The sequence below is a fragment of the Nitratireductor sp. PBL-C9 genome (genome assembly GCF_050877045.1).
Taxonomy (GTDB): domain Bacteria; phylum Pseudomonadota; class Alphaproteobacteria; order Rhizobiales; family Rhizobiaceae; genus Nitratireductor; species Nitratireductor aquimarinus.
In genome coordinates this window covers 444754-462476 of record NZ_JBPAXW010000003.1, presented here as the reverse complement: position 1 = coordinate 462476, position 17723 = coordinate 444754, and the positions used below count along the sequence as shown (strand labels likewise).

Genomic DNA, 17723 nt, shown 5'->3' with positions numbered 1-17723 from the left:
GGACATCGGCACACCTGTACCCTCCCGCGTCTCCTGAATTTGATCTGTCACTGTTGGACCTCAATAGGGAACGCTTTCCGCGACCCTATAGCGCAGGAGGTGCGCTGTCCTATCGCAATTTCAGACTCAATTATAACTAAAAAACATAAGCCTGTTTTGCTGAGCGAAAACAGCCCGCAACCGGATGCGGCTGCGGGCTGCTTTGGGGCTGGAAAGCGCTGGTTTGCGGGGGTTAGCCGCCCCGTCGCGCGGCGATCTGCCGGCGCACAAGCAATGCGATGATGGCGAGTGCGATGGTGCCGACAATGAACAGGAAGGCTGCGGCGGCGATGGCCGGGCTGATGTTCTCGCGGATCGTGGCGAACATCTGCCGCGCCAGCGTGCGCTGGTTGGGGCCTGCCACGAAAAGCGTGAGAACCACCTCGTCCAGCGATGTGGCGAAGGCCAAGACCGCGCCGGACAGGATGCCGGGCATGGCGAGCGGCAGGGTCACGCGCCGGAACACGGTGACCGGGGATGCGCCGAGGCTGGCCGCTGCCAGTTCCACGCGCCGGTCAATGCCGCCGAGGCCGCCGATCACGCTCACCACCACGAAGGGGATGGCGACGATGGTGTGGGCGACGATGACGCCGAAATAGCTCGACGCGATGCCGAACTGCACGAACAGCACCTGCATGCCCACGCCCATGACCACGGCGGGAACCACCATGGGCAGAAGAAAGAGGGTGCGCACCGTGCCCTTGAACGGCAGGTTCCAGTTGCGCAGGCCGAGCGCGGCGAGCGTGCCGAGAACGGTGGCGAGCACCGTCGTCCCGCCGCCGATGACAAGGCTGTTGAAGATCGCCCGACGCCAGGCGGCGGCGGTGAACAGCTCGTCGAACCAGCGCAACGAGAATTCCGGGATCGGATAGGTGAGGAACTGGCTGGACGTGAACGCCAGCGGCAGGATGGCGATCAGCGGCGCGAGCAGGAAGATGACTGCCAGCGTGCCGAATGTGAGCCGGGCGCTTTTCAACAGCATGTCAGCTTCTCCTTTCTTCGGCCGCCGACAGACGACCGTAGACCGCGTAAAGCAGGAGGGTGACGACAAGCAGCACGATGCCGAGTGCGCCGGCCATGCCCCAGTTCGCCGAACCGGTTGCGTAGAAAGCGATGACGGAACTGATCATCTGGTCGCCCGCGCCGCCGATGAGCGCCGGCGTGATGTAGTAGCCGATGGCGGTCATGAACACGAGCAGCGAGCCGGAGGCGACGCCACGCAGGCTGAGCGGCAGAAGCACCCGTACGAAAGCGCGCAGCGGATTTGCGCCGAGCGAGGCGGCTGCCGGCATTAGGTTGCCCGGGATCGAGATCAGGACGCTGTAGATCGGCAGCACCATGAGCGGCAGAAGCACATGGGTCATGGCGATCACCACGCCGGTGCGGTTGAAGATCAGGGCAAGCGGTTCGCTGGAGATGCCAAGCCCGGTGATGACCGCATTTATGAGGCCGTTGTCCTGCAGGATGATGAACCACGCGGCGGTGCGCACCAGAAGCGAGGTCCACAGCGGCAGCAGAACCGCGCCAAGCAGGAGCTGGCGTTTCCACCCTTCCGTGGAGGCGATCAGCATCGCATAGGGAAAGCCGATGGCCAGGCAGGCAAGCGTGACCAGCGCGCCGATCCAGAAGGTTCGGATCATGATGTCGCGGTTGGCGGACGCCTCTTCGGGCATGGCGACAATGTTGCCGGAAACATCGCGCTCCAGATCGACGGCGGCGAGCAGATAACGGTCCGTGGTCGGTGAAAGCGCGCCGGTGATGGCCTGCCAGAAGCGGGGATCGTCCCAGCGCTCGTCAATCTCGGAAAGCGGTGGCGCGTCATCCTTGCGCAGCGCGCGCGTGGTGCGCGACATCAGCGTACGGAAGCCGGGCTGGGCGCTGTTGAGACGGCGCGTCATGTCGCCAACGGCCTGCCGGTCATCGGCGGCGCGAAGATCGGCGGCGAGCGCCTCCTTCATCTCTGCCGTCGGTGGCGTTTCCGGATCCCAGTTGGCTGCGACCTTCGCCGTCTGCGGGAGGATGCGCAGGACGGCGGTGTCGGAGACGGCCTGTGACATCATCGTGCCCAGCGGCCACAGGAAGAAAACCGCGATGAAGAGGAAGAGCGGTGCGACCAGCGCGATCGCGCTCAGATGCCCTTTTCCGCCCGTGCCGCTCATGGCCGGATCACCCAGCAGTCGTCCGGCTGGAAGCGGGCGGTGACATCTGCGCCGGGCGCATGCTGCTCGGCCTTGCGGTCGAGATGGATGACGAAGTCGTGCGCCTGCTCGTCAAGCTGGATGCGCAGGTGATTGCCCTGATAGACGCTGTCGGCAACTTTTGCAGTAAACTGGTTGTCGCCGCCATGCAGCGCGTCGAGGCGAATGCGCTCCGGCCGGATGGAGACGAGCACGTTTTCGCCCGGTGTGTAATTGTCGGAAGCCGAGGCCGTCAGTTCCGCGCCATTGGCGAGGCGGACGCGCAAACCGTCTGCGGACCTGCCCGCGACCGTGCCTTCCAGAAGATTGGTTTCGCCGATGAAATTGGCGACGAAGCGCGTCTGCGGATGGTCGTAGATCTCGCGCGGGGTGCCGATCTGCTCGATCTTGCCCTTGTTGAAGACGGCGATCCGGTCGGACATGGTGAGGGCTTCCGACTGGTCGTGCGTGACGAAGACGATGGTCAGGCCGAGCCGGTTGTGCAGTGCGCGGATGTCGAGCTGCATCTGCTCGCGCAGATTTTTGTCGAGCGCGCCAAGCGGCTCGTCCATCAGCACGACGCGGGGTTCGAAAACGAGGGCGCGGGCGAGCGCCACGCGCTGCTGCTGGCCGCCGGAGAGCTGGGCGGGCCACCGGTCTGCAAGTGCGCTGAGCTGCACCATGTCGAGCGCTCTGGCGACGCGTTCGGCGATTTCGGCCTTGCCGACGCCGCGCATCTGGAGCGGGAAGGCGATGTTGTCGCCGACACTCATATGCGGGAAGAGCGCGTAATTCTGGAAGACGACGCCCATGTCGCGCTTGTAGGTGGGGGACGTGTCCACCACCGCGCCATCGACCAGGATGCGGCCCTTGGTCGGGCGCTCGAAGCCGGCGAGCATCATCAAAAGCGTGGTCTTGCCGGAGCCGGACGGTCCAAGAAGGCTGACGAACTCGCCTTTCGCGATGTCCAGTTCAAGATCATCGACCACGCAAAGAGAACCAAAACACTTGGTCACGCGGTCAAATCGAATGCGTAGTTCGCTCAAGAGCCTCTCCCCCGGCTGGCTTGATGTCGCGCTGTCGGAAACGATGGATCGTTTCGATGAGAGCCGCACCGGTCAGGGCGGTGGACGCCTTGCCCGGTGCGGCTCTCGACTGGCTCTTATTGAGCCAGCCAGGCGTTGAAACGCTCGGTCAGGGCTTCTGAATTGTCGATCCAGAAATCGACATCGAGCGCGATTGCGTCGGTGAGGTTTTCCTCGGTGGTCGGCAGCTCTGCCTTCTGCGCGTCGCTCACCATTTTGGCGGCTTCGTTGTTGGGCAGGCCGTAGGCCACATAGTCCGGCAGCTTCTTCTGGTTTTCCGGTTCGCTGGCGAAGGCGATGAAATCCATGCCCGCATCGCGGTTCTCGGCGTCCTTCAGGATCACCCAGCTGTCGACGGCATAGATGCTGCCGGGCCAGACGACCTTGAAGTTGCGGTCTTCGGTGCGGTTGATGCCGGTGATGCGGCCATTATAGGCGGACGCCATGGCGACTTCGCCGGAGGCCAGGAACTGGAGCGGCTGCGCGCCGGCCTCCCACCAGACCACATCGTCGCGGATTTCTTCGAGCTTGGCGAAGGCGCGGTCGATGCCCTCGGGCGTGGCGAGCACGTCGTAGATCTCGTCCTTGTCGACGCCGTCGGCAAGGAGCGCGAACTCCAGCGTGTATTTCGGGCCCTTGCGCAGCGAGCGCTTGCCGGGGAACTTTTCGGTGTCCCAGAAATCGGACCATGAGGCCGGGCCGCCATCGGGCAGCTTGTCGGCGTCATAGGCGATTGCCGTGGACCAGACGATTGCGCCGACGCCGCAATCATGCACGGCGCTTTCCAGGAACTTGTCCTCGCCGCCGAGCCTGTCCCAGTCGATATACTCGAAGAGGCCGTCGCCGCAGCCCAGCTCAAGCTCTTCGGCTTCGACCTGAACGACATCCCAGTTGGGTGCGCCGGCCTTCACCTTGGCCTGAAGAACGCCGTAGCCGCCGTTCCATGCCTCGTCGAGAAGCGGTTTGCCGGCCTTTTCGGCAAACGGCTTGAAGTAGATCTCGCGCTGGGCGTCCTGATAGGTGCCGCCCCACGAGACGACCGTGAGGTCGCGTGCGTTTGCCGTGGTGGCGGAGAAACCCGCCACCGCAGCAAGTGCTGTCATTGCAAGCCAGTTCTTCATCTTCATAAGCATTCTCCTCCAATTGTGCTTTTCCGATTATGTGCTGGCGGTGCCCGTTATGCCGGCATTGCCTCCCTGGGCAGTTCGGCGAGCGCCTTGTCGAGGCCGGTCTTGAAGCGGGCGAGCAGGTCGTCGACCTCGCCCTCGGTAATGATGAGCGGCGGGCAGAAGGCGACGGCATCGGCCATGGCGCGGCTGATGAGGCCGGCTTCCTGGAGATGCGCGTTGACCAGTGCGCCAAGCGCGCCGGGCGTTTCGAGCGCCGTCTTGTTTGCCTTGTCGGTGACGAGCTCGACGGCGGCGATGAGGCCGACGCCGCGCACTTCGCCAACCAGCGGATGATCGGCCAGCGCGGCAAGGCCGTTGCGCAGGCGTTCGCCCATGCGTGCGGCATTGCCCACCAGATCGCGCTCCTCGATGATCTTGAGGTTTTCAAGCGCAACGGCTGCGACAACCGGATGGCCGCTTGCCGTGTAGCCATGGCCGAGCGTGCCGATGCGGCCGCTTTCTTCCATGATCGGCTCGAACACCCGGTCGTTGATCATCAGGGCCGAGGCCGGCAGGTAGGACGACGAAAGCTGCTTGGACATGACCATGATGTCCGGCTTGATGTCATAGGTGGTGGAGCCGAACATGGTGCCCGTGCGGCCGAAGCCGCAGATCACTTCGTCGGCGACCAGCAGGATGTCGTACTTGTTCAGAACGGCCTGTACCTTTTCCCAGTAGGTGGCCGGCGGGACGACCACGCCGCCGGCGCCCTGCACCGGCTCGCCGAAGAAGGCGGCAATCGTTTCCGGGCCTTCAGCCAGGATCGTGTCTTCCAGTTCCCTGGCGAGGCGGGTTGCGAATTCTTCTTCGCTCTCGCCCGGCATTGCCTCGCGCCAGTAATGCGGCGCGGTCATGCGCAGCACGTTCGGCACGATCAGGTCGAAGGATTTGTGGTTTGCCGGCAGGCTGGTCAGGCATGCGCCGGCGATGGTCACGCCGTGATAGGCGCGGTTGCGGACGATGATCTTCTTCTTTTCCGGCTTTCCAAGCGCGTTGGAGCGGTACCAGATCAGCTTCAGCGCCGTGTCGATGGCTTCCGAGCCGGAATTGGTGAAGAACGCCTTGCTCATCGGCACCGGGGCCATGCCGATCAGCTTTTCGGAAAGCTCGATCACCGGCCCGTGCGATTTGTGCGTGAAGGTGTGGTAGTAGGGCAGCTTTTCCATCTGCTCGGTCGCGGCCTTCACAAGGCGCTTCTCGTTGAAGCCGAGCGCGACGCTCCACAGGCCGGCCATGCCCTCGATATACTGCTTGCCATTGTTGTCGTAGACGAACACGCCTTCACCGCGGTCGATGATCAGCGGGCCGTCCTGCAGGTGTTTCTTGGCGTTCGTATAGGGGTGCAGGTGATAGGCGATATCGCGCGCTTCTGGGGAATTTGGCTTGTCGGTCATCGGCTTGTCCTGCGTCGAAATGAAGGTATTGTTGCGGGATGAGGCTGTCTCATCGCCTCTCTCCTCTTTTTCTAGCGGTAGCACTCATTTTGCAGCTAGGCAATTCTCTGTTCAATATTTTGAGCGATCATTCTCGGTGCGACTTCGAAGGCACTGAAAATTATGCGCATCTGCGCATTGTGAAATCGCTTCGAGGCTAATATCTTGAGCGTGTGAAAAGGCGTTTGCGCGGTTTTGGCCCTGCGAGCGCGATGATGGAAACCAGAACGGGCAAAGGTTGCGGCGAAGGATTTATGGACGATTTCGACATTGGCTCCCGTCTGAAGGCCATGCGTACGGCCGGCAATCTCTCGCAGCGGCAGCTCGCCGAGCAGGCGGGCGTGCCCCATGCACAGATTTCCAACATCGAGAAGAACAAGATCAGCCCGTCCATCTCCACCCTGCGCAAGGTGCTTGGGGGAATGGGCGTCAGCATGGCGGATTTCTTCGAGCCGGAGCGGGAGGACAATCCCGGTCCCTTTTTCGGCAGGGATGAGCTGATCGACCTGACGTCGCGTGTGGCGATCAATGCGGGCGCGCCGGAGAGCGGGCTTCTGGTCCTGCGGCAGATCGGCGATGCGCGCCTGCACAATCTCCAGATCCTGCACGAGGTCTATGAGCCGGGGGCGGACACGGGCGAGACCATGCTGCAGCACGCCTCAAGCGAGGGCGGCTATGTGGTGGAGGGTGAGCTCGCCCTCACCGTGGGGGATGAGATGCGCATTCTGAAGGCCGGCGAAGCCTATCTGTTCGACAGCCGCCAGCCGCACCGTTTCCAAAATCTGTCCGACACGCGCACCATCGTCGTTTCCGCCTGCACGCCGCCTTATCTCTGAGGCGATCATCTTCAACAGGCTGGACCAACGCAACGCATTCATGGCCCTGTTCGTGCAAGGCGCTGCTTCTAAACTTCGCGCATGACGTTTTCGGGGAACCTGATCCGCCCGGAAATGGTTGGCTCGTAAAACGAGGGTTTCCGATGGCCGGTCTTTTGATCTCGAGACGCAATCTTCTTCTTGGCGCGGGGGCGCTGGCGGCGGCCGGCTGGCCGCTGCGCATGGCATGGGCAGAAGACACGCCACGCGGCGGGCGGCTGGTTGTGGCGGCTGATTCCGAGCCGCGCACGCTGAACCCGGCAATTGTCGCGTCGAATGGGGTGTTTTTCATCGCCAGCAAGGTCATCGAGCCGCTGGCCGAAGCCATGATGGATGGCGAGGGCGGACTTGCGCCACGCCTGGCCAAAAGCTGGGAAGGCTCAGAAGACGGGCTTTCCATCACCTTCAAACTGCGCGAGGGCGTGACCTGGCACGATGGCGAGCCGTTCACCTCTGCGGATGTGGCCTTCTCCGCGATGGAGGTCTGGAAGCCGCTGCAAAATCTTGGCCGCGTTGTGTTCGCCAATCTCGACACGGTGGAAACGCCCGATGCGCACACCGCCATTTTCCGCTTTTCCGCACCCACGCCGATCCAGCTCATTCGCAATGCGCTGCCGGTGGTGACGAGCGTTTTGCCAAAGCATCTCTATGAGGGCACGGACATTGCCACCAACCCGGCCAACAAGGCACCGGTGGGAACGGGGCCGTTCAAATTCGCCGAGCACAGGCCCGGCGAATATTACCGCCTTACCCGCAATGACGCCTATTGGGGCGAGGGGCTGCCGAAGCTGGACGAGATCATCTTCCGCGTTCTGCCCGACCGGGCGGCGGCGGCTTCGGCGCTGGAGGCCGGCGAAATCCAGCTTGCCGCCTTCTCGCAGGTGCCGCTGGTGGATCTGGAACGCATCGCCAGCGTGCCGGGGCTGAAAGTGGTGACGGAAGGCTATGAGGCGCTGACCTATCAGCTTGTGGTGGAGATCAACCATCGCAACGAGATCCTCGCCGACCAGAAGGTGCGGCAGGCCATCTCGCACGCCATCGACCGGGATTTCGTGGTCGATACGGTGTTTCTTGGCTATGCGCAGGCGGCCACCGGCCCGGTGCCGCAGAACGCGCCGCAATTCTACAATCCCGATGTGAAACCCTACTCCTTCGACATCGAGCGGGCGAACAGGCTGCTCGACGAGGCGGGCTATCCGCGTGGCGAGGATGGCAAGCGCTTTTCGCTGCGCCTCCTGCCCGCGCCCTTCTTCAGCGAAACGCGCCAGTTCGGCGACTATCTGCGTCAGGCGCTTGGCAAGGTGGGCATCGACGTGACGCTGGTGAACAACGACACGCCGGCGCATCTGAAGGCCGTCTACACGGATCATGATTTCGACATTGCCGTTGGCTCGCCCGTGTTCCGCGGCGATCCGGCCATCTCGACCACCATCCTCGTGCAGTCGGGCATTCCTGACGGCGTGCCGTTTTCCAATCAGGGTGGTTATGCCAATGCCGAGCTCGACACGATCATCGATCAGGCGGCCGAGACCATTGATACGGAAGCGCGCACCGCGCTCTACAACGATTTCCAGCGCATCGTGGTGGAAGACCTGCCGCTGATCAATGTGGCCGAGTGGGGCTTTACCACGGTTGCCAGTGACACCGTTCTCAATGTGGGCAACAATCCGCGCTGGCCGGTTTCGAGCTGGACTGATACTGCACTCGCTTCCTGAGAACGCAAGGAACACGCACTGGCATGCACCGGGCCCTGACTTTGACGCGGCGGCGTATCGTCAGCAGCATCCCGGTGCTGCTGATCGTCATTGTGGGCACGTTTCTGCTTCTGGAAGCAGCACCCGGCGATGCGGTGGACGCCTATCTGCTTTCACTGGGCGGCGGCGATGCGGGCCTCGTGGCGGAGCTTCGCCAGAGCTACGGGCTTGATCAATCGCTGTTGAAACGTCTGACGCTTTATGTCGGGGCCTTGCTGCGGTTCGATCTCGGCTGGTCGGTGACGTTCGAGCGGCCGGTTCTCGATCTGATCGCGGAGCGGTTGCCCAACACGCTCTGGCTCATGGGGGCGGCGACGGCGCTTGCCTTCTCGCTTGGCTCGTTTCTGGGCATTGTTGCCGGCGCGCGGCCGGGAAGCCTGACGGACCGGGCGCTTTCCATCGGGTCCCTGGCGCTTTACGCGGTTCCGAGCTTCTGGCTTGGCCTTGTTCTGGTTCTGGTGTTTGCGGTCGATCTGCGCTGGTTTCCCACGGCCGGCATCGAAACCATCGCTTCCGGCAAAACCGGACTGGCGCGCGTGGCCGACATCGCCTGGCATCTGGTGCTGCCGGTTTCCGCGCTCGGCTTCATTTACCTGGCTCTTTTTCTGCGCATGATGCGAACCGGCATGGCGGAAGCCTGGCGGCAGGATTTTGTGCTTTTTGCGCGCGCCAAGGGGTTGGCGCGGCGGCGCATCGTGCTGCGCCACGTGGCGCGCAATGCGCTTCTGCCGTTGGTCACCATGCTTGGCCTGCAGGTGGCGGCCATGCTGGGCGGCAGTGTGGTGGTGGAAAGCGTGTTCGCCATTCCGGGTTTCGGGCGGCTTGCGCATGAAGCGGTTTCAGGCCGCGATGCGCCGCTTTTGACCGGCATCATCATCGTCAGTGCGGTGCTCGTGATCGTCGTCAATCTTCTGGTGGACATTGCCTATGCGGCTCTCGACCCGCGCGTGGGCAGCGGGGAGGCGTCGTCGTGAACCGCGTTGCAGGGCGTCTCCTGCACTCGCCCGAAGGGGTGGCGGGGCTTTGTCTTCTGGTGCTGCTTGCCGCCATGGCGCTTGCTGCGCCGCTTCTTTTTCCGGGCGATCCGCTGACGATTGTCGGGCGACCGATGACCGCGCCTTTCACCGATCCGGCGCTTCCGCTTGGCACGGACCGGTTGGGCCGGGATGTGGCTGCGGGCCTGATGCATGGCGCGCAGACATCGCTTCTGGTCGGGCTCGCCACGGCGCTGGTCGCACTTGCCGCCGGGGCGCTTGTCGGCACGGTTGCCGGGCTTGCCGGCGGGCTGGTGGACGAGGCGCTGATGCGGGTGGTCGATGCGTTTCAGATCGTGCCGGGCTTTCTTCTGGCGCTGGCTTTTGTCAGCGTCACCGGGGCGTCGCTTCCGGTGATCATTTTCGCCATTGCCCTTGGCGCGTGGACCGGGCCGGCGCGGCTGGTGCGGGCGGAAGTCCTGTCGATCCGCGAGCGCGACTATGTGGCGGCGGCGCGGGTGATCGGCATGCATCCGGCCGAGATTGCTTTGCGCGAAGTCCTGCCCAATGCGCTGCCGCCGGTTCTGGCGCTGACGGCGGTGATTGTCGCCACGGCGGTTCTGGTGGAGGCCGCACTTTCGTTTCTCGGGCTTGGCGATCCCAATGTGGTGACCTGGGGCTCAATGATCGCCGAAGGGCGCAATGTGCTGCGCACCGCGCCGCACCTTTCCATCGTGCCGGGGTTGGGCCTCGTGGCCACCGTGCTCGGCGTCTATCTTCTGGGCGAGGGGCTTGCGGATGCGATGGCGGGCCGTGAGGCGCGCGGATGAGCGCGCCGCTGGCCGAAATCCGGGGCCTTTCCGTTTCCTACTTGCGTGAGGAAGCGCGAAGCTTCGCGCTTCGTGACGTCGATCTCGATATTGCGAAAGGCCGCCGGCTGGCGGTGATCGGCGAGAGCGGATCGGGCAAGAGCACGCTGGCGCTGGCGCTCGCCGGGCTGCTGCCGCCGCAGGCGTGGATTGAAGGCGCTGTCCGCTGGCCCGGCCTTGCGAAACCGCCGGTTGCGGGGCGCGATGTCGGCATGGTGTTTCAGGATCCCGGCGGCAGCCTCAACCCCGTTCTGACCATTGGCGAACAGGTGGCGGAAGGCGCGGTGCGTCATCTGGGGCTCGACTGGCGCGCGGCGCGGTCGCATGCGCTGACCCTGCTTGAGCGGGTGCGCATTCCAGATCCGCAGGCTGCGCTTCGTGCCTATCCGCATCAGTTTTCCGGCGGGCAGCGCCAGCGCATCGCCATTGCCGCCGCCATTGCGGCGCGGCCGGGGCTGCTGATCGCCGACGAGCCCACAAGCGCGCTCGACATGGTGGTGCAGGCCGAGATCGTGGCGCTGCTCGACGAACTGGTGCGCGAGGCGGGCATGACGCTGGTTTTCATCACGCATGACATTGCGCTCGCCTCCGGCTTTGCCGACGACATTGCCGTGTTTCAACGGGCGCAGCTGGTGGAAAAGGGTGCGGCGCAGGCGGTTCTCGCACAGCCGGCGCACGCCTGTACGAAGCGGCTTCTTGCCGCGCAGATCGACTTTTCAACACCGCGCCTGATCGACGGGGTGGCCGATGTCTGAGCCGCTTCTCGTTGCGCAGAACCTCTGCAAGACCTTCACCAGCCGGGGGCGCAGGGTGACCGCACTTGATGATGTCAGCCTGACGCTTGCTCCGGGCGAGACGCTGGGGCTGGTGGGCGCGTCGGGCAGCGGCAAGTCGACGCTCGCGCGGGTGCTGCTCAGGCTTTTGCCGGCCGATGCGGGAGCGGTGCGGCTTCTCGGCGAGGACTGGCTTGAGCTTCGCGGGCGGGCGCTACGCACGCGCCGCCGCGCGATCCAGATGGTGTTTCAGGATCCGCTTGCGGCCTTCAATCCGCGCGCGACCATCGGCGGTGTGCTGGCGGATCCGTTGCGCATCCATGGCCTTGCGGATCGTGCGGCGCGCCCGGTGCGGGTGGGCGCACTGCTGGAGCGGGTCGGGCTTCCCGCAGGCTATGCCGCGCGCGGCGTTCACGAAGTGTCGGGCGGCGAGCGCCAGCGGGTCGCCATCGCCCGTGCGCTGGCGGCGCGCCCCGCGCTGATCGTGTTCGACGAGCCTGTCTCCGCGCTCGACCAGTCGGTGCGCGGCCATATTCTCGAACTCATCGCTGATTTGCAGAAAAGCGACGGTCTCTCCTACCTCTTCATCGCGCATGATCTGGCGGTCGTGCGTCTCATCGCGCATCGGGTGGCGATCATGGAGGCAGGCCGCATTGTCGAAACGGGAGCGACACCGCAGATTATTGCAGATCCGCAGTCGCAGGCGGGCCGGGCGCTCGTGGCCGCCGCACCACGGCTTGTGCGTTAGGGCATTTGACCGAAATAGGCTGAGGGGAACCGCCCGTGGCGGGTTGCATTTCCGTTGCCGGATGCCGCTATAGTGACCCTGAAAATTTCCGCACTGAAAAACCCGGAGTCATCGCCCATGACGATCCGCAATCTCGAATTCGCCGCCCGCCCGCGCTCCGTGGCCGTGATCGGCGCATCGGGCAGGCCCGGCGCTGTCGGCCACATCGTGATGCAGAACCTGAAGGAAGGCGGGTTTGCCGGCGAGGTCTGGGCGGTCAATCCGAAATACAGCGAGATCGACGGCCGCCCCTGTTACAGGAGCGCGGCAGACATTCCCGGTGTGCCCGACATCGCCGTGATCGTGACGCCGCCGGAAGCCGTGCCCGGCATCATCACCGAGCTTGGCGAAAAGGGAACGCGTGCGGCGGTTGTCATCACCGCCGGGCTGACGCGTGAGAACGGTCTGCGGCAGGCCATGCTCGACGCGGCGCGGCCCTATCTCTTCCGCATCATCGGGCCGAACACGGTGGGGCTGATGGTGCCGCCGATGAATTTCAACGCCAGTTTCGCGCATATGCAGGCAAAGCCCGGTGGGCTGGCGCTCCTGTCGCAGTCGGGCGCGATCGCCACATCGCTGGTCGACTGGGCTGCGGCGGAGGGTGTGGGCTTCTCGCACATCGTGTCGCTGGGCGACATGGCCGACGTGGATGTGGGCGACTATCTGGAAATGCTTGCGGGCGACGGCCGCACGCGCGGCATTCTCATGTATCTCGAGACGATCCCGAGCCCGCGCAAATTCATGACGGCTGCGCGCGCGGCCGCACGGCTGAAGCCGGTGATCGCCATCAAGGCGGGGCGCCATGCGCAGGCGGCGCAGGCGGCGGCAACCCACACCGGCGCGCTTTCAGGCGCGGACCGCGTGGTCGAGGCGGCGCTGCGCCGCGCCGGCATTCTGCGGGTTCTGGATCTGGGCGAACTGTTCGACGCAGCCGAGGTTCTGGCGCGCTTTCGCCCGTTGCAGCGCGCGCAGGTGGGCATTGTCAGCAATGGCGGCGGCGCGGGTGTTCTGGCGGTCGACCGGCTCAACGATCTGGGCGGCACGATGGCCGAGTTCTCGCCCGAAACGATTGCCCGCATGGACCGGGCGCTGCCGCCCAACTGGTCGCATTCGAACCCCGCCGACATTATCGGTGATGCGCCGCCGGAGCGTTACAGCGAGGCGGTTCTGGCGGTCGCCGATGATGCAGACACGGACGCCGTTCTCGTCTTCAACTGCCCGACGGGGCTTGCCTCGCCCTCCGATGCCGCCCGTGCGGTTGCGGCCCTTGCCGACCGAGGCAAGATCAACGGCAAGCCGCTGATCACCTGCTGGCTGGGTGAGGAGACCGCGCGCGAGGGACGGCGCATTTTGCAGGAATCCGGCATTGCCAATTTCAGCACACCGTCCAGCGCCACGGCGGCGCTGTCTTATCTCGGCGAGTGGTCGCGGGCGCAAAAGGCGCTGACCCGTGTGCCTTCGAGCCGCAGCGAGGATGTGCAGGGCGACCGTGAGGGCCTGCGCGCCATTCTCGAAAAAGTGGCTGCCGAAGGCCGGCGCATGCTGACGGAACCGGAGGCCAAGGCGGCCATTGCGGCCTACGGCATTCGCGTGCCGGAGACGCTGATCGTGGAGACGCCGCAGGATGTGGGCGAGGCGGCCGCGCGGCTTTTCGCGAAATTCGAGAAGGTGGTCGTCAAGCTTCTCTCCAAGACCATCACGCACAAATCCGATGTCGGCGGCGTGGTGCTGGGCCTGAAAACGCGAGAGGCTGCTGAAAAGGCTGCCGAAAACATCATCAAGCGGCTGGAGGATGCCGGCACGCGCGAGGAACTCGAAGGGTTCGTCGTTCAGCCCATGGTGGAGCGCAAGCATGCCCACGAGCTGATCCTCGGTGTCAGCCAGGACCCGATTTTCGGGCCGGTCGTGCTGTTCGGCGCGGGCGGCACGGCTGTCGAGGTGATGGAGGACACGGCAATCGCGCTGCCGCCGCTCGACGATGTGCTGGCCGGCGACCTGATGGCCTCGACGCGCATCGGCAAGCTGCTCGCCGGCTATCGCGACCGCGCCCCCGCAGACCGCGAGGCGATTGCCGGCGCGCTCAACGCGGTGTCGCAGATGATCGTCGACTTTCCCTGCATCAAGGGCATGGACATCAACCCGCTGCTGGCCGATGCCGACGGCGTGGTGGCGCTCGATGCGCGCATCGAGATCGAGCCGGCGGAGATCAACCGCAGGGGACCGAACCCCGACCTTGCCATCCGGCCCTATCCGGACGGGTGGGAAAAGGATGTGAACCTGGAGGGGCATCACTATCATTTACGCCCCATCAAGCCGGCGGATGTGGCGCTTTTCCCTGATTTTCTCGCACGCGTTTCGCCCGAAGACATCAGGTTCCGTTTCCTTGCCCCGCGCAAGCATTTCCCGGACGAGATGCTGGAGCGGCTGAGCCAGCTCGATTACGAGCGCGACATGGCCTTCATCGCGCTGCGCGAGGAGGATGGCGAGATGGCGGGCATTGGCCGTCTTTCCTCTGATCCGGACAAGGAGATCGCCGAATACGGTCTTCTGGTGCGCACCGATCTTCAGGGCCACGGGCTTGGCTTTGCGCTTCTGAAGCAGCTCATCGATTACGGCAAGGAAGAGGGCATCGGGGCCATCGAGGGCATTGTCCTGAGCGACAACATCAAGATGCTCAAAATGTGCCGCGATTTCGGTTTCGTGGTGAAGGACAGCGGCGAGGCGGGGATCGTCACCATGTTGCTGAAGCTCTAGGCGGGCGGCGGTGGCGGTGGTCGTGCGTGCCCTTTCCCTCGCCCTTCGACAAGCTCAGGATGAGGGAAAGGCAAGGCAACGCGGTCGAAGTGGCAGTGAGCAAAGGGTGAGCCGTATCGCTCTTCGTTATTGGCGAAGGTAGGACGTTTCTGGGGGGCAGCTGGGATCTGCTGGAGAGTTCCTGATTATGGGAGAGGCCAGACATACGCGGCATAGTTTGCTGTTGGCCAGCACAACCACAGCCCTCATCCTGAGCTTCTTGAGCTTGCCGAAAGGCGAAGGGCGGGGTCGGGATGGAGGGCGCAAACTTGTAGCGTTGGCGCAGGCCCCTCATCCGCCTGCCGGCACCTTCTCCCCGCGCGCGGGGAGAAGGAGGAAGTTTTGTTGTTAGCGCCCTTCACTGCAGCGGTGAAATGGCGCCGCCGTCACTGCCGCGCTGACCTTCTCCCCGTTCACGGGGAGAGGGTGCCGGCAGGCGGATGAGAGGCGCGTGCGCCGAACCTCAGATGCAGGCTTCGAACAGCGCTTTCGTGTTGGCGGCGGTCATCTTGACCGGGTTGCCGCCGGCGCTGGGGTCTTCCAGCGCCATCGCCACCATCTCGTCGATGCGATCCGTGCCGACGCCCATGTCGCCCAGCCGGTCGGGAATGCCGAGATCGGCCCGAAGCTGCATCACGAAATCGAAGAAACCGTCGAACCCGCCCGCAATGCTCAGATAAGCGGCAGCGGCGGCGATGCGGTCCTCGATTTCCGGGCGATTGAGCTTCAGCACCGCTGGCATGACAACGGCATTGGTGGTGCCGTGATGGGTGTTGTAGATCGCGCCGACCGGATGCGACAGCGCGTGGATCGCGCCGAGCCCCTTCTGGAAGGCGACCGCGCCCATGGCGGCAGCGCTCATCATGTGCGCGCGGGCTTCCAGATCACTGCCATTTTCATAGACACGCGGCAGGTTTTCCTTCACGAGCCGAAGCCCCTCCAGCGCAATGCCCTGGCTCATCGGGTGATAGAAGGGCGATGAATAGGCTTCCAGACAGTGGGCAAAGGCGTCCATGCCGGTGCCCGCGGTGATCGCCTTCGGCATGCCGACGGTCAGTTCGGGATCGCAGATCACCACCGAGGGCAGAATTTTCGGATGGAAGATGATCTTCTTTACATGGGTCTGCGAATTGGTGAGAACGCCCGCGCGGCCCATTTCCGAGCCGGTGCCTGCCGTGGTAGGCACGGCCACATTGGGGGCGATCTTCGAGGCGTCGGCGCGGGTCCACCAGTCGCCAATATCCTCGAAATCCCACACGGGCCGCGTCTGACCGGCCATGAAGGCGATCAGCTTGCCCAGATCAAGGCCCGAGCCGCCGCCAAAGGCGACGACGCCATCATGCCCGCCATCCACGAACGCCCTGATGCCGGCTTCGAGGTTCTTCTCATTGGGATTGGGGTCGACCTCGGAGAAGAGCGCGCGGCCAAGGCCGGCTTCTTCCAGAATGCCGAGGGCATTCTTTGTGATCTCCATGCCGGCGAGGCCCCGGTCGGTGACGAGCAGCGGCCTCGTGATGCCGGCCGCTTTGCAGGCCTCGGCCAGTTCCCGGATGCGGCCCGCGCCGAACCGCACGGAGGTGGGATAGGACCAGTTTCCTTCGAGCTTCATGCCTGTTTCTTTCTCAGATGGTAGGATTTCGGACGGGTCAGATTGTGGTAGCCGATTTCCGACAGCGCGCCGCCGCGCCCGGTGTTCTTGCAGCCGGTCCAGCACAGGGCGGGATCGAGATAATCGGCGCGGTTCATGAACACGGTGCCCGTGTCGATTTCGGCTCCGAGTGACGCCGCACGGTCCGGATCGGCGGTCCAGAGCGAGGCGGTGAGGCCGAATTCGCAATCGTTCATGAGGTCGAGGGCTTCGGCGTCGTTCTTCACCGGCATGATGCCGACGACCGGGCCAAAACTCTCCTCGCGCATCACCCGCATCTGGTGGTTCACGTTCACAAGGATCTGCGGCATGAGATAGGTGCCACCATCATCCTCGGGGAAGTTTTTCGGATCGACCAGCGCTTTCGCGCCCTGCGCCAGCGCGTCTTCGGTCTGGCTGCGCACTTCGGCTGCAAACCGGCGGTTGGCCATGGGGCCGATGGTGGTTTCTGCATCGAAGGGGTTGCCGAGCTTCAGCTTGCCAACCCATTCGGCGGATTTCTCGACGAAACTGTCGAAATGCCGCTCGGCCACATAGATGCGCTCAATGCCGCAGCAGCACTGGCCGGCATTGAACATCGCGCCGTCCATCAGGCCATCGACCGCCCAGTCGATATCCGCATCGTCCATCACATAGGCGGGATCCTTGCCGCCGAGTTCAAGCCCGAGCCCGGTGAAGGTGCCGGCAGCTGCCCGCTCGATGGCGCGCCCGCCGCCGACGGAGCCTGTGAAGTTGATGAAGTCGAAAGAGCGTTCGCCGATCAGTTTTTCCGTTCCGGCATGGTCGAGGAAGAGGTTGACGAACAGCTCTTCGGGAATGCCCGCCTCATGGAAGGCGCGCACGATGCGCTCACCCACCAGCAGCGTCTGCGTGGCGTGTTTGACGGCGACGGCATTGCCCGCGATGAGGGCGGGAACGATGGTGTTCATGGCCGTCATGTAGGGATAGTTCCACGGCGCGATGACGCCGACCAGCCCGTGGGGTACGCGTTCGATGCGGCGGTCGAAATTCTCTGAATCCTCCAGAACGATGGGGGCGAGGCCGCGTGCGGCGACCCCGGCCATATAGGAGGAGCGCTCGTTCATCCCGCCGAACTCGCCGCCATAGCGCACCGGGCGGCCCATCATGTGGGCAAGCTCGGGCACCACCTCGTCTTTCATCTCGTTGAGGCGGGCGACGCCGGCGTTCACCATCGCGACGCGTTCGTCGAGGGGACGCGCGGCCCAGGCCTTTTGCGCCTGGCGCGCGCGCGCCAGAAGGGCAGAAGCCATGTCGGGGTCCATCACGGCGCGCTCGGCATAGACCGAGCCGTCGATGGGGGAAATGCATTGCAGTGTCTTGGTCATG

The 17723-nt window shown here is 64.3% G+C and carries 14 protein-coding genes; 7 read left to right on the top strand and 7 right to left on the bottom strand.

The annotated features are described in order from the left end of the window. Positions 1-232: 232 nt before the first annotated feature. From ACRTG1_RS09680 to ACRTG1_RS09660, 5 genes are all read right to left on the bottom strand, one after another. Positions 233-1021, bottom strand: coding sequence for an ABC transporter permease (locus tag ACRTG1_RS09680; RefSeq protein ID WP_113153038.1), 789 nt, complete (start codon positions 1019-1021; stop codon positions 233-235). Position 1022: 1 nt separating this feature from the next. After that, the gene (locus tag ACRTG1_RS09675; RefSeq protein WP_297564500.1) at positions 1023-2198 is read right to left on the bottom strand and encodes an ABC transporter permease; all 1176 of its coding nucleotides are present in this window, start codon (positions 2196-2198) and stop codon (positions 1023-1025) included. Next, a complete protein-coding gene (locus ACRTG1_RS09670) occupies positions 2195-3262 on the bottom strand; it encodes an ABC transporter ATP-binding protein (protein WP_432516172.1) in 1068 nt (355 codons plus the stop codon). The genes ACRTG1_RS09675 and ACRTG1_RS09670 overlap by 4 nt, the downstream gene beginning before the upstream one ends. Before the next feature lie 116 nt (positions 3263-3378). Further along, a complete protein-coding gene (locus ACRTG1_RS09665; protein WP_432516212.1) occupies positions 3379-4422 on the bottom strand; it encodes an ABC transporter substrate-binding protein in 1044 nt (347 codons plus the stop codon). 56 nt (positions 4423-4478) lie between these two features. After that, positions 4479-5864 (bottom strand): aspartate aminotransferase family protein, encoded by a 1386-nt coding sequence (locus tag ACRTG1_RS09660; RefSeq protein WP_113153034.1) that lies wholly within the window; start codon positions 5862-5864, stop codon positions 4479-4481. Positions 5865-6157: 293 nt separating this feature from the next. Between ACRTG1_RS09660 and ACRTG1_RS09655 the strand changes: the two genes are divergently transcribed. The 7 genes from ACRTG1_RS09655 (at position 6158) to ACRTG1_RS09625 (ending at position 14689) form a co-directional block, all read left to right on the top strand. Continuing rightward, on the top strand, positions 6158-6739 hold the full coding sequence (locus ACRTG1_RS09655; RefSeq protein ID WP_113156016.1) for a cupin domain-containing protein: 582 nt from the start codon (positions 6158-6160) through the stop codon (positions 6737-6739). A 143-nt stretch (positions 6740-6882) separates the two neighbouring features. Continuing rightward, a complete protein-coding gene (locus ACRTG1_RS09650) occupies positions 6883-8493 on the top strand; it encodes an ABC transporter substrate-binding protein (RefSeq protein ID WP_432516171.1) in 1611 nt (536 codons plus the stop codon). A 23-nt stretch (positions 8494-8516) separates the two neighbouring features. Then, positions 8517-9506 carry an ABC transporter permease gene (locus ACRTG1_RS09645; protein ID WP_432516170.1) on the top strand — a complete coding sequence of 330 codons (990 nt, stop codon included), beginning with the start codon at positions 8517-8519 and terminating at the stop codon, positions 9504-9506. After that, entirely contained in the window at positions 9503-10336 is an 834-nt protein-coding gene (locus ACRTG1_RS09640) for an ABC transporter permease (protein ID WP_432516169.1), read from the top strand. Before ACRTG1_RS09645 ends, ACRTG1_RS09640 begins: the two co-directional genes overlap by 4 nt. Next, entirely contained in the window at positions 10333-11130 is a 798-nt protein-coding gene (locus tag ACRTG1_RS09635; protein WP_432516168.1) for an ATP-binding cassette domain-containing protein, read from the top strand. The genes ACRTG1_RS09640 and ACRTG1_RS09635 overlap by 4 nt, the downstream gene beginning before the upstream one ends. Next, positions 11123-11896: an ABC transporter ATP-binding protein gene (locus ACRTG1_RS09630; RefSeq protein ID WP_206994742.1), complete on the top strand. Its 774-nt coding sequence runs from the start codon at positions 11123-11125 to the stop codon at positions 11894-11896. Before ACRTG1_RS09635 ends, ACRTG1_RS09630 begins: the two co-directional genes overlap by 8 nt. A 117-nt stretch (positions 11897-12013) precedes the next feature. Beyond that, a complete protein-coding gene (locus tag ACRTG1_RS09625; RefSeq protein WP_432516167.1) occupies positions 12014-14689 on the top strand; it encodes a GNAT family N-acetyltransferase in 2676 nt (891 codons plus the stop codon). A 502-nt stretch (positions 14690-15191) separates the two neighbouring features. On the opposite strand, the gene ACRTG1_RS09620 is transcribed toward ACRTG1_RS09625, so the two are convergent. Next, positions 15192-16337, bottom strand: coding sequence for an iron-containing alcohol dehydrogenase (locus ACRTG1_RS09620; protein ID WP_206553775.1), 1146 nt, complete (start codon positions 16335-16337; stop codon positions 15192-15194). Beyond that, positions 16334-17722: an aldehyde dehydrogenase family protein gene (locus tag ACRTG1_RS09615; protein ID WP_432516166.1), complete on the bottom strand. Its 1389-nt coding sequence runs from the start codon at positions 17720-17722 to the stop codon at positions 16334-16336. The genes ACRTG1_RS09620 and ACRTG1_RS09615 overlap by 4 nt, the downstream gene beginning before the upstream one ends. Between the last annotated feature and the right edge of the window lies 1 nt (position 17723).

Coding starts and splice junctions, on each gene's coding strand:
- ACRTG1_RS09680 (WP_113153038.1), bottom strand. CDS start 1,021: ATGCTGTTGAAAAGCGCCCGGCTCACATTCGGCACGCTGGCAGTCATC.
- ACRTG1_RS09675 (WP_297564500.1), bottom strand. CDS start 2,198: ATGAGCGGCACGGGCGGAAAAGGGCATCTGAGCGCGATCGCGCTGGTC.
- ACRTG1_RS09665 (WP_432516212.1), bottom strand. CDS start 4,422: ATGAAGAACTGGCTTGCAATGACAGCACTTGCTGCGGTGGCGGGTTTC.
- ACRTG1_RS09660 (WP_113153034.1), bottom strand. CDS start 5,864: ATGACCGACAAGCCAAATTCCCCAGAAGCGCGCGATATCGCCTATCAC.
- ACRTG1_RS09655 (WP_113156016.1), top strand. CDS start 6,158: ATGGACGATTTCGACATTGGCTCCCGTCTGAAGGCCATGCGTACGGCC.
- ACRTG1_RS09650 (WP_432516171.1), top strand. CDS start 6,883: ATGGCCGGTCTTTTGATCTCGAGACGCAATCTTCTTCTTGGCGCGGGG.
- ACRTG1_RS09645 (WP_432516170.1), top strand. CDS start 8,517: ATGCACCGGGCCCTGACTTTGACGCGGCGGCGTATCGTCAGCAGCATC.
- ACRTG1_RS09635 (WP_432516168.1), top strand. CDS start 10,333: ATGAGCGCGCCGCTGGCCGAAATCCGGGGCCTTTCCGTTTCCTACTTG.
- ACRTG1_RS09630 (WP_206994742.1), top strand. CDS start 11,123: ATGTCTGAGCCGCTTCTCGTTGCGCAGAACCTCTGCAAGACCTTCACC.
- ACRTG1_RS09625 (WP_432516167.1), top strand. CDS start 12,014: ATGACGATCCGCAATCTCGAATTCGCCGCCCGCCCGCGCTCCGTGGCC.
- ACRTG1_RS09620 (WP_206553775.1), bottom strand. CDS start 16,337: ATGAAGCTCGAAGGAAACTGGTCCTATCCCACCTCCGTGCGGTTCGGC.
- ACRTG1_RS09615 (WP_432516166.1), bottom strand. CDS start 17,722: ATGACCAAGACACTGCAATGCATTTCCCCCATCGACGGCTCGGTCTAT.